This window comes from Mycobacterium sp., from assembly GCF_046091765.1.
In the GTDB taxonomy this organism is placed as follows: Bacteria; Actinomycetota; Actinomycetes; order Mycobacteriales; family Mycobacteriaceae; genus Mycobacterium.
Genome location: NZ_JBJTCF010000111.1, coordinates 22,922 through 33,765, shown reverse-complemented (window position 1 = coordinate 33,765; position 10,844 = coordinate 22,922). Strand labels below are relative to the sequence as shown.

The 10,844-nt window shown below is 68.1% G+C and carries 11 protein-coding genes; 5 read left to right on the top strand and 6 right to left on the bottom strand.

All coding sequences use genetic code 11. The features are described 5' to 3' along the window. From ACKOB8_RS12425 to ACKOB8_RS12410, 4 genes are all read right to left on the bottom strand, one after another. Nucleotides 1-1,179, bottom strand: a 1,179-nt coding sequence (locus ACKOB8_RS12425) for an acyl-CoA dehydrogenase family protein (protein WP_526377648.1), incomplete at its 3' end; no start/stop codon positions are given. After that, nucleotides 1,176-2,174, bottom strand: a complete 999-nt coding sequence (locus ACKOB8_RS12420) for a phosphotransferase family protein (protein WP_526377654.1) — start codon at nt 2,172-2,174, stop codon at nt 1,176-1,178. The genes ACKOB8_RS12420 and ACKOB8_RS12425, both read right to left, overlap by 4 nt. Before the next feature lie 60 nt (nt 2,175-2,234). Then, entirely contained in the window at nt 2,235-3,536 is a 1,302-nt protein-coding gene (locus ACKOB8_RS12415; RefSeq protein WP_526377646.1) for a threonine/serine exporter family protein, read from the bottom strand. Beyond that, nucleotides 3,533-3,910, bottom strand: coding sequence for a DUF1622 domain-containing protein (locus tag ACKOB8_RS12410; RefSeq protein WP_526377644.1), 378 nt, complete (start codon nt 3,908-3,910; stop codon nt 3,533-3,535). Before ACKOB8_RS12410 ends, ACKOB8_RS12415 begins: the two co-directional genes overlap by 4 nt. Before the next feature lie 58 nt (nt 3,911-3,968). Here ACKOB8_RS12410 and ACKOB8_RS12405 point away from each other — a divergent pair, with 58 nt between their 5' ends. Continuing rightward, nucleotides 3,969-5,840 (top strand): alkyl/aryl-sulfatase, encoded by a 1,872-nt coding sequence (locus ACKOB8_RS12405; protein ID WP_526377642.1) that lies wholly within the window; start codon nt 3,969-3,971, stop codon nt 5,838-5,840. 5 nt (nt 5,841-5,845) lie between these two features. Here the strand turns inward: ACKOB8_RS12405 and ACKOB8_RS12400 are convergent, their stop codons facing one another. Further along, complete coding sequence (locus tag ACKOB8_RS12400; RefSeq protein ID WP_526377640.1) at nt 5,846-6,610, bottom strand: SDR family NAD(P)-dependent oxidoreductase; 765 nt, start codon at nt 6,608-6,610, stop codon at nt 5,846-5,848. Nucleotides 6,611-6,627: 17 nt separating this feature from the next. On the opposite strand from ACKOB8_RS12400, the gene ACKOB8_RS12395 reads away from it, so the two are divergent. After that, nucleotides 6,628-7,230, top strand: a complete 603-nt coding sequence (locus ACKOB8_RS12395) for a histidine phosphatase family protein (RefSeq protein WP_526377638.1) — start codon at nt 6,628-6,630, stop codon at nt 7,228-7,230. 101 nt (nt 7,231-7,331) lie between these two features. Next, nucleotides 7,332-8,381, top strand: coding sequence for a PE-PPE domain-containing protein (locus tag ACKOB8_RS12390; RefSeq protein WP_526377636.1), 1,050 nt, complete (start codon nt 7,332-7,334; stop codon nt 8,379-8,381). Here ACKOB8_RS12390 and ACKOB8_RS12385 read toward each other — a convergent pair. Continuing rightward, the gene (locus ACKOB8_RS12385) at nt 8,302-8,670 is read right to left on the bottom strand and encodes a LapA family protein (RefSeq protein ID WP_526377634.1); all 369 of its coding nucleotides are present in this window, start codon (nt 8,668-8,670) and stop codon (nt 8,302-8,304) included. The two genes, ACKOB8_RS12390 and ACKOB8_RS12385, sit on opposite strands and share 80 nt — an antisense overlap. A 108-nt stretch (nt 8,671-8,778) precedes the next feature. Between ACKOB8_RS12385 and ACKOB8_RS12380 the strand changes: the two genes are divergently transcribed. Together ACKOB8_RS12380 and ACKOB8_RS12375 are read left to right on the top strand one after the other, a co-directional pair. Beyond that, on the top strand, nt 8,779-9,729 hold the full coding sequence (locus tag ACKOB8_RS12380; protein ID WP_526377632.1) for an ABC transporter substrate-binding protein: 951 nt from the start codon (nt 8,779-8,781) through the stop codon (nt 9,727-9,729). Further along, on the top strand, nt 9,730-10,842 hold the full coding sequence (locus ACKOB8_RS12375) for an ABC transporter ATP-binding protein (RefSeq protein WP_526377630.1): 1,113 nt from the start codon (nt 9,730-9,732) through the stop codon (nt 10,840-10,842). Nucleotides 10,843-10,844 lie beyond the last annotated feature (2 nt).

Below are 10,844 nucleotides of genomic sequence, written 5' to 3'. Positions count from 1 at the left end.
GCTGGCCGGACTGCGCAGCACCTGGCGGGCGATGGCGTACTTGTGCACCTCGGTCGGTCCGTCGTAGAGCCGGAAGGCGCGCATGTCGGAGAAGATCATGCCGACCGGGGTCTCGTCGGAGATTCCCATCCCGCCGAGGATCTGCACGCACCGATCGGCCACCTTGAACAACTCCTCGGAGACGAAAGCCTTCACCATCGAACTCTCGTGGCGGCCCTTGGCGCCGGAGTCCAGCGTCCAGCAGGCCCACCAGATCGCCAGCCGGCTCTGCTGCAGCGCGATCTCGTTGTCGGCCAGCATGAAACTGACGCCCTGGTGCTCGGCCAGCGGCTTGCCGAACGCGGTCCGGTCGCGGGCATGCTCGATGGCGATGGCCTGTGCGCGCGAGGCGGCGCCCAGCCAGCGCATGCAGTGCGTCAGCCGGGCCGGCGCCAGCCGCATCTGGGCGTACCGCAACGCCTGGCCCACCTCCCCGAGCACCGCTGAGGCGGGCAGCCGCAGATCGGCGAAGCGCACGACGCCGTGGCCCTCGACGTAGTTGCGGTCCATGGTGTCCATCACCCGTTCGAGTTCGATCCCGGGTGTGCCGCCGTCGCAGAGGAAGAGCGTCGGGCCGTCCGGGCCGTGCGCGTTGGGTGCGACGCGCGCCATGATGATCCAGGTGCGGGCGCCGTTGGCGCCGGTGATCAGCCACTTGAGCCCGTTGATGACGTACTGGTCGCCGTCGAACACCGCTTCGGTGGCCAGCTGGTCGGGATCCGAGCCGGCCCCGCCGGGTTCGGTCATCGCGAACACCGAGCGCTGCCGGCCGTCGATCACCGGTAGCAGGAACTGCTCGGCCTGCTCGGGGGTGGCGATCTTGGCCAGCAGATACATGTTGCCCTCGTCAGGGGCGGCGCAGTTGAGGGCGACCGGGCCCAGCGTGGACCAGCCGGCAGCCTCGTAGAGCACCGCCTGCTCGCGGTGGGAGGGTTCTCTGCCGCCGTAGCGCCGCGGCGCCTGGAAGGTCAGCAGCCCGGCCTTGCGGGCGAGCTCCACCAACTCCGCGCGCAACTCGTCGTTCGGCCCGTGCCGGGTGATCCGCGGATCCCGTTCGTAGGGCACCACCTGTTCGGCGACGAATGCGCGCACCTCGTCGCGCTGAGCGGCGAGATCCGCCGGAATGTCGAAGTCGATCATCGTTCTCCGTCCATGATTGCCGCCGCGCGCTCGAACAGCCGCACCGTCGCGGTGTGCAGCATGTCACCGATCTCGCGGGGTGCCAGTCCGGCGGCGGCCCGGGCGTTGGAGCCCTCCAGGATGATGCCCAGTTTGAAGCAGGCCAGCACCGTGTACCAGTCAACGCTATCGAGATCGCGGCTGCTGCGCCGCGCGTAGTGCTCCACCAGTTCCGAGGGGGTCGCGAGCCCACCGGCGCCCATCAGTTCGTTGGGCAGCACCGGCTCGTGGCCGGGCCGGTACCAGGTGGCCAGCATCCAGCCCAGGTCCAGCAGCGGATCGCCGATGGTGCACATCTCCCAGTCCACGATCGCCGCCAGCTCCGCGCTGTCGGGGGCGAACATCACATTCGCCGCGTGATAGTCGCCGTGCATGATCCCCGGACGGAACGTCGCCGGCTGATGCTGACCCAGCCAGTGCGCCACCGCATCGACGTCTCCGATGTCGGGACCGGGATAGTTGTCGAAGGCGGCGTAGGACTGAAGTTCGGAAAGCCACCGCGGCACCTGGCGCTCAAGGAAACCCTCGGGCTTACCGAAGTCGCCGAGCCCGACCTCGACGTGGTCGACCGCGCCCAGCCGGGCGGCGGCGTCGGCCATCGCCAGGCCCATCCCGTGGCGAATCCCCGCGTCGGCGGCGTGCAGCGCGGGCAACCCCGCCCCGGCGTTGAACCCGTCGATGGGTTCCATCAGATAGAACACCGCGTCGCCGAGCACCGAGGTGTCCTCACACACCGCGATCAGTCCGGGGTGCGGGACGTCGGTGTCGGCCAGTGCCCGCAGCACCCTGGTCTCGCGCAGGATCACGGCGTTGGAGACCGGGCGCAGGTGTCGCGGGCCGCGGCGCAAGACGTAGTCGCGTCCGGATCTGCGCAGCCTCAGCAGGATGTTCTGGGTGCCGCCGGTGATTTCGTTGACGTCGGTGATGGGTCCCTCGCCCAGACCGTGCTCGGACATCCAGGTGGCGACGGGACCCAGGTCCTCTGCGACGGGGTCCTCCACGCTGGTGAAGCTACCTCACCGTCGCAGGGTGATCTGCTTCGACCAGGGCAGATGGTTGTCCAGCGTGCGGAACACGCTCCAGCCGACAAGCGTGCCCAGAGCGATGGACAGCACGGCTGACCCGGCCTGCCCCAGGCTGGCGACATCCGCGTTGCCACCGGTGGCGGCCTGGCTGACCGACATGAAACTCGTCGCGCCGGGGACCAGCGACCAGAACGACGCCAGCATCATCACGATCGCCGGGGGTGCGCTCCGGACCCGCGTGGCCAGCATGGCGAAAACCACCACCAGGATCGCCCCGACAAAGCCGGAATGCGCAGAGCCGGTGACGTGCTGCGCCAGTCTCTGGCCGATGATCGCCACGGCGATCGCCGCCATCATCCAGAACAGGGACCCCGGCGGAGCCGACAGATAAAACGTGAGCCCGATCGCGACGATCACGATCGACAGGTACAGCGACCACGGACCCATCTGCGCCGACGGCACCTGCGGAGCGACCTGGCCGGCGAGGTGGACGCCCATGATGACGCCGAAGACCAGCAGTCCCAGTTGCGTCACTCCGTACACCAGTCTGCTCGAGCCCGAAATCAGCTGGGAGTAAGCCAGTTCCATGGTTCCGGTGGTCAGGGCGATGCCCGGCAGCGTCGCGACCAGTGCGGGGCTGATCACCCGCAGCAGCCCGTCGTTGGCGGTATCGGCGACGAACCAGGTGGCCAGCAGGGTGACCGTCAACGCCGACAGGGTCGGCAGGATGGGGTTGAGCGCGGGCATCAGGGAACTGAGCAGCACGATCACCCCGACCACCAGACCCAGGAACAGGTAACCGGGTAGGGACGCCCAGGTGGGGTTGATCATCATGCCGAATCCCACGGAGGTGATCGCATATCCGATCACCGTCATGGTTCGGCCGAACCGCGGCTTGAGCACGCGCGCCGCATCGACTGCCGTCACGGCCTCCCGGGGGTCGATCGCACCGGCCTCCGCGAGAGCGGCGATCGCGTCGATCCGGCCGGCGGCGTCGAGTTGCAGCGACGAGTGCGTCGAGCCGTCGATCTCGATCTTGCGCTCGCCGATCTGGATGAGCAGCACGGTGGGCAGCGCGACGATCCGGGTGGGCGCGCTGGTGTATCGGCGGGCGATCCTGAGCAGTCGTGACTCGACGATGGCGACAGGCTGGCACACCTCCGTGAGCGCGATCCCGATCTCCCGCAGCATCACCGCGACGTCCTCCAGGTCGTAGCTGTCCGGGGGTGCCAGGGGAGCGGGCGGGCTTTTGCGGAGCGCGTTGACAATCGGGTGCGTGCGCCAGGCGTTCATGCTCCGGCGCCCCCCGCGGTCGCCTGTTGCCGGCGGGCGCGAGCGGACTGCCAGGGCCAGTACCCGGTCACCTCGAGCTGCAGCGAGAAGCTCAGGAAGGTCCGGATCAGCACGATCCCGCCGAGCACGGCCACGCTGCGAGCGTCCGGGGTCACGGCGACGGTGCGAATGATGTCGGCGGCCACCAGGAATTCGAGTCCGAGCAGAATCGAGCGGCCCAACTGCTCGCGGAAGGTTCGATAGACCTCGCCGGTCCGGCGGCGCAGCCGGGAGAGGGCAAACATCGCGGAGATCAGCGCCCCGATGGCGATCACGGCGACGCCGACCGCGTCGATGGCCTTTCCGACCGTTTCGATGACGTCCACGAAGTTCATTGCCGAATTCTAGGTCCGACCCCGCTTATCTTCGCCTCGCGCAGGAAACAATCCTGCTATGAAACCTGTCGCCGCCACCGTCGCATCCGCCCATGCCGGCCACCTCGCAGCACTGCCGTTTGACGACGCCGTCGACTTCGCCGACGCCGACCGGGGATTCCTCGGCTCGCTGCAACCCTGCGTCATCACCGCCGCCGACGGGCGGGTGGTCTGGGACAACGACGCCTACGGATTCCTCGAGGGTCCCGCCCCGCTCACCGTGCACCCGAGCCTGTGGCGTCAGTCCGTGCTCGCCGCCAAGCAGGGTCTCTACGAGGTCGTCGAAGGCATCTACCAGGTTCGCGGACTGGACCTGTCCAACATCACCTTCGTCGAGGGCGACACCGGCATCATCGTCATCGATCCGCTGGTGTGCACCGAGACGGCCGCTGCCGCCCTCGGCCTCTACCGCCGCCACCGCGGCGAGCGTCCGGTGGTGGCGGTGATCTACACCCACAGCCACGTGGATCACTTCGGTGGTGTGCTCGGGGTGACCACGCAGGCCGACGTCGATGCCGGAAGGGTGACCGTGCTGGCGCCGGAGGGTTTCCTCGAGCACGCGGTGCAGGAGAACGTCTACGCCGGAACCGCGATGGCGCGCCGGGCCGCCTACATGTACGGGACATCCCTGGAGCGCGGTCCCGAGGGCCAGGTCGGCTGCGGCCTCGGGCAGGCCCCGTCGATCGGGGAAGTCGCGGTGATCGTGCCGACCCGCGACATCACCGCCACCGGCCAGTCGGAAACCATCGACGGCGTCGAGATCGAATTCCAGCTCGCCCCCGGCACCGAGGCGCCCGCTGAAATGCACTTCTATTTCTCCGGGTTTCGCGCGCTGTGCATGGCCGAGAACGCCACCCACAATCTGCACAACCTGCTGACCCTGCGCGGCGCCCTGGTCCGCGACCCGCGCGCCTGGTCGGGCTATCTCACCGAGGCCATCGACGCCTATGCCGATCGCACCGACGTGGTTTTCGCCTCGCACCACTGGCCGACCTGGGGCCGCGAACGCATCGTGGAATACCTGTCCCTGCAGCGGGACCTGTACGCCTACCTGCACGACCAGACGCTTCGCCAGCTCAATCAGGGATACACCGGCATCGAAATCGCCGAGAGCTTCCCGATGCCGCCCGCCTTGGAGAAAGCCTGGCACGCCCGCGGCTACTACGGCTCGGTCAGCCACAACGTCAAGGCGGTCTACCAGCGGTACATGGGCTGGTTCGACGGCAATCCGGCGCGGCTGTGGCAGCATCCCCCCGAGGCGGCGGCCGCCCGCTATGTCAGCGCGATGGGCGGGATCGAGCGGGTGGTCGAGATCGCGCGGAGCGCCTACGAATCCGGTGACTTCCGCTGGGCGGCAACGATTCTGGACCACGCGATCTTCACCGACGCCAACCACGCCCCCGCGCGTGAGCTTCTCGCCGAAACCCTCCAGCAACTCGGCTTCGGTGCTGAGTGCGCGACCTGGCGCAACTTCTTCCTGGCCGGTGCCAAGGAATTGCGAGACGGCAACTTCGGCACACCGGTGGGGGCGAGTACCAGAGGTGTGTTGACCCAGCTCTCACCGGAGCAGATCTTCGACACCCTGGCGATCTCGATCGACGGCCCGCGCGCCTGGGACCTCGACCTGAGCCTCGACGTGACCTTCGAGGACGTCGCAGTCAATCATCGCCTGACCCTGCGCAACGGCGTTCTCGTGCATCGCCGCAGGCCGGCTGAGCCCCAAACGGCCTCCGCAACGGTGTCGTTGACCGGGAAGATGCGGCTGCTGGCGCTGATGGCCGGAGACTTCACCTCGCCCGGAGTGGCGATCACCGGGGATGGCACAGCGCTGCAGACCCTGCTCAGCGTGCTCGACAGACCCGATCCCGGGTTCGACATCATCACACCCTGATCGCGCTACGGCGGGCCGCCGTCGACCCGCAGGATCGAGCCGGTGGTGTAGCTGCCCGCATCGGACATCAGGTACAGCGCCGCGCCGACGATCTCGGCCGGATCTCCGGCGCGCTGTAAGGCGAACCCGGCGAACGGGTTTGCGGTACCGAGGTTCCAGGCCTTGCTGACATCGGTCAGGAAGGGTCCGGGCATCAAGGTGTTGACTCGCACGGCCGGCCCGTACGCGCGTGCCAGACCTTCGGTGAGCGTATTGAGACCGGCCTTGGCCGCGGCGTAGGGCAGATAGGACGGGTGCGGGTGCAGCGACCCGTAGGTGCTGACATTGATGATCGCGCCGCCGTCGCCGGCAGCCATGCGTTCGGCGGCCAGGACTGCGAGCCGGAAGGGGCCTTTGAGATTGAGGTTGACCACGGCGTCGAAGAGTTTCTCGCTCACGTCGGTGAGCCCGTCGTAGGTCGGCGACATCCCGGCGTTGTTCACCAGCACGTCGATCTTCCCGAACCGGTCGCACACCGCGTCGACCAACCCGTCGAGCTGGTCCCAGCGCCCGACATGCACGGCATAGGCCATCGCGGCGCGCCCGGTCTCCTCGGCGATCTGGGTGGCGGTGGCCGCACAGCTGTCGTAGTTGCGGCTGGCGATGACCACGTCGGCACCGCAGCGCGCGGCGGCGAAGGCCATCTCGCGGCCCAGTCCTCGACTGCCGCCGGTGACCAACACCACCCGGTCGGTGAGATCGAAAAGCCGACCGGGGTCTTCTGAGGGCACGTCCTATGGTTGCACGCATGCAGCTGGTTCTCGTGCGGCATGCCTTGCCGCTTCGAACCGAGGCCGGGGAGGGTGCTGATCCCCAACTCGCCCCGGTCGGCTGGGAACAGGCCAGACGTCTGGTCGGCGCACTGGAGCGCTTCTCGATCAGCCGGGTGGTGAGCAGCCCTTTGCGCCGGGCCGTCCAAACCGCGCAACCGTTGGCCGCCCGCCTGGGTCTTGATGTGGTGACCGATGACCGGCTCGCCGAGTACGACCGCGGGTCCACCCACTACGTGCCGATCGAGCAGGTGCGCGTCGAGCGTCCCGCGGACTGGGAGCGGATGGCCGCAGGTGAATTGCCCGCCTCGGTGGACGTCGAGGCGTTCCGGGCGCGGGTCTCCGCGGCGCTCACCGACGTGGTCGCCGGTGCGGGCCACCGGGAAACCGTCGCGGCCGTCTGTCACGGCGGGGTCATCAACATCGTGCTTCACGAGGTGCTCGGCACCGCACGTCTGCTGTCCTTCCCGGTCGACTACGCGTCGGTGACGTTGCTGCGCGTTTCCCGAGGTGGCACCATCACGGTGGCAGCAGTTAATGGGGTCGAGCACGTGTGGGATTTGCTGCCGCGCAACAATTGAGTCTCCAAGAGGTGTCGATCCCACCGGGGGATGGCCGGTTAGTCGATACTCGGGGAGAGTTGTCGGGGTGCTGGACAGCGGGGAAGCGGGGATCGGAAAAGGTGGATGAAGGCCTGCACAGGGCGGTAAACCGGCTGGCGCTCGTCGCCGCCGGGATCTGCTTTGCGGCGGTGGGTGCCGCGCTGCCCACGGCCGGTGCGGAAACCGTCCTGTGGGTCACCGGGACCGGCAAGACGCCCTATTCGCCGGAGTCGCTGTTGGCGGGCGAGTACAGCGCCGACCGACTCATCGCCGTGGACTATCCCGCGTCCTTCGGCCCCGCGAGCGGTCCGGCGGACCCCTCGTTCGGGCAGTCGGTGGCGATCGGGGTTTCCAATCTCGAATCGGTCGCCCGGTCGACCGCCGGCCAGCTGGTCATCGTCGGCTTCTCCCAGGGGGCGTTGGTCGCCCAGCAGGCCGCCGCGGAACTCAATGACGACCCCGCTGTCGGCTCGGACACCACGGTCATCCTGATCGCCAATCCCAATCTCGGGGTCTTCTCCGGCGCCTACGGCGGCTACATCCCGTTCTTCGACTATGCACCGCAGCCGTTGACTGAGACCCGGTTCACCACCATCGCGGTCACCAACGAATACGACGCGTGGGCCGATCCGATCTCTCAACCGGACAACACCCTCGCCGTGCTGAACTCGATCATGGGGATGGCCTACGTCCATCCGGTCGCCCACAACACCGACCTCTCGGCCGTGCCGACACAGAACATCACCGTCACCGTCAACAGTCAGGGCGGCACGCTGGCCACCTACCTGGTGCCGGCGAAACAACTTCCGCTGACCCTGCCGCTGCGCCAGGCCGGTGTCCCCGATGAGATCGTCGATGACATCGACGCCAACCTCAGGCCGGTCATCGATGCCGCGTACGCGCGCAACAGGACTCCTCCGCCTCCGGCGGCGGTGGTCAGGCCCAATCAAGTCGCCAAGACTGATGCGTCGGACAAGCAGAGCACCGGATCACGCGAGAAGGCGACGCAGTCCCGTCGGGTTTCGGCCAAGTCGGCGCCGGATTCCGGCGTCAGCCTCGCAGCGCGGCAAGATTCTTCTTCGCGACCCGCCGCAACTGGTACATCCGCGCGGCGCTCACCAGAGCGGTAATCAGTCCCCCGCAGACCGCCGCGAGCAGGATCGCCACCCCCAGCGGCAGATTCCAGTGCCAGGTCAAGAAGGTGAACGCCGTGGTGGCGGTGTTTTGGGCGACGAAGATCAGCAGGACGATCAGGATCAGGAAACCGAAGATCAGGGAGGACCACAGCGCCGCGGCGCGGGTGAACTTCACCTCCTCGGCGTTTTTCGCCGGTGCGGTGCCCGCGTCCGGCTCCGCCGGGGGAATCGACTCCGCGGGTGTTGCCGGTGTTGCCTGGGCCGGCTGGGGTTCGCTGCTCATAGGCCCCATCTTGACCCCTTCGGGCTCGTAAGGGAACAACCGGCCCGCCAAAGCGTGCCGCGCGCGCCGGGTGCCGGATAGGGTCGGGCGGTCGGTGAAAGGACCCGGATGATCTCGTCCGCGCGGCCGGTGCGACGTCTGGCGGCACTCGTACTCGTGGTGGCGACGTTTCTTGCCACGGGGTGCGGGAGCTCCAATCCACTGGGCGGCGGTGCGGTCTCCGCCGACCTGAACTCCTTGGTCGTGGGCTCCGCGGACTTCCCGGAATCCAACATCGTGGCGGAGATCTACGCACAGGCTCTGGAGGCGAACGGATTCACCGTCGGCCGCCGACTCGGCATCGGCAGCAGGGAGACCTACATCCCGGCGCTTCGCGATCACTCCATCGACCTGATCCCGGAGTACACCGGCAACCTGCTGGCCTACTTCGAACCGGACAACACACTCACCGCGCCCGCAGAGGTCGAACTGGCACTCGCTCACGCCCTGCCCGGAGACCTCTCGATCCTCACCCCTTCCCCGGCCAGTGACACCGACACCGTGACCGTCACCGCGGCGACCGCGGCCAAGTGGAACCTCACGAGCATCGGCGACCTCGCGCCCTATTCGTCGCAGGTCAAATTCGGCGCGCCCTCGGAGTTCCTCAACCGCCCGGTGGGGCTGCCCGGCCTCAAAGCCAACTACGGCCTGGACATCCGGCCGCAGAACTTCGTCGCGATCAGCGACGGCGGCGGACCGGCGACCGTGAAAGCCCTTGTCGGCGGCACCGTCACGGCGGCCAACATCTTCAGCACATCGCCGGCGATTCCGCAGAACAACCTCGTCGTGCTCACCGACCCGAAGAACAACTTCCTGGCCGGCAACGTCGTCCCGCTGGTGAGCTCGCAGAAGAAATCAGAGCTGCTCAAGACGGTGCTGGACGCGGTGTCGGCCAAACTCACCACGGCCGCTCTGATCGAACTGAACACGGCGGACTCGGGCAACGCCGGTGTCGATCCCGACGAAGCGGCCCGCATGTGGGTGGTTGACGCAGGTTTCGATCAGCCCCTCGGTCGGTAGATGATCACCTTCACCGACGTCACCAAGCGCTACCCCGACGGGACCGTCGCCGTTGACGATCTGAGCCTTGAGGTCCCCGCGGGAAGTCTGACGGTCTTCGTCGGCCCGTCTGGCTGCGGCAAGACCACGTCGATGCGGATGATCAACCGGATGACCGAGCCGACCTCCGGCGTCGTCGCCGTGGACGGCCGCGACGTCGCCGGGGTAGACCCGGTGAAGCTTCGACTGGGCATCGGCTACGTGATCCAGAGCGGCGGTCTGATGCCCCACCAACGGGTGATCGACAACGTGGCCACAGTCCCGGTTCTCAACGGGCAGTCGCGTCGGGCGGCTCGGCGGGCCGCCTACGACGTGCTGGAGCGGGTGGGTCTGGATCCCAAGCTGGGTGCGCGGTACCCCGCTCAGCTCTCCGGCGGACAGCAGCAGCGCGTCGGCGTGGCACGTGCGCTGGCCGCCGACCCGCCGATCCTGCTGATGGACGAACCGTTCTCGGCGGTGGACCCCGTCGTGCGCGAGGAATTGCAGGCCGAGATCCTGCGTCTGCAGAGCGAACTGCAGAAGACCATCGTCTTCGTCACCCACGACATCGACGAGGCGATCAGGCTCGGTGACGCGGTGGCGGTGTTCGGCCGGGGCGGATCGCTGCAGCAGTACGCGCCGCCGGCGCGCCTGCTGTCTCACCCGGCGAACGATTTCGTCTCGCAGTTCATCGGCGCCGACCGCGGCTATCGGGGTCTGCAGTTCTACTCCGCGTCGACTCTGACGCTGCGGCCCGTCCCGACGGCCGGGGCAGAGGAGATCGACGCACTCACTCTGCACCCGGGGGACTGGCGGCTGGTGACCTCGCAGGGCGCACCGGTCGGCTGGATCGACGCGAGCGGTGTCGAACTGCACCGCAGCGGACGCCGGCTGTCCGAGAGCGTGACGGCCGGCGGATCGCTGCTGCACCCCGGCGGCACTCTGCGCGAGGCTCTCGACGCGGCGCTGTCCTCCCCGTCCGGGCTCGGCGTCGCCGTCGACGCCGATGGCGGTGTCCGCGGCGGGATCCTCGCCGAGGACGTCCTCGCCGCCCTGGAGTCGGATCGGCCGGCGCCGACCGCGGGAACGGACTGAGT

What these genes read in the sequence shown, in the direction of transcription:
- ACKOB8_RS12420 (WP_526377654.1), bottom strand. Translation starts at nt 2,174, where the DNA reads ATGTCCGAGCACGGTCTGGGCGAGGGACCCATCACCGACGTCAACGAA.
- ACKOB8_RS12415 (WP_526377646.1), bottom strand. Translation starts at nt 3,536, where the DNA reads ATGAACGCCTGGCGCACGCACCCGATTGTCAACGCGCTCCGCAAAAGC.
- ACKOB8_RS12410 (WP_526377644.1), bottom strand. Translation starts at nt 3,910, where the DNA reads ATGAACTTCGTGGACGTCATCGAAACGGTCGGAAAGGCCATCGACGCG.
- ACKOB8_RS12405 (WP_526377642.1), top strand. Translation starts at nt 3,969, where the DNA reads ATGAAACCTGTCGCCGCCACCGTCGCATCCGCCCATGCCGGCCACCTC.
- ACKOB8_RS12395 (WP_526377638.1), top strand. Translation starts at nt 6,628, where the DNA reads ATGCAGCTGGTTCTCGTGCGGCATGCCTTGCCGCTTCGAACCGAGGCC.
- ACKOB8_RS12385 (WP_526377634.1), bottom strand. Translation starts at nt 8,670, where the DNA reads ATGAGCAGCGAACCCCAGCCGGCCCAGGCAACACCGGCAACACCCGCG.
- ACKOB8_RS12380 (WP_526377632.1), top strand. Translation starts at nt 8,779, where the DNA reads ATGATCTCGTCCGCGCGGCCGGTGCGACGTCTGGCGGCACTCGTACTC.
- ACKOB8_RS12375 (WP_526377630.1), top strand. Translation starts at nt 9,730, where the DNA reads ATGATCACCTTCACCGACGTCACCAAGCGCTACCCCGACGGGACCGTC.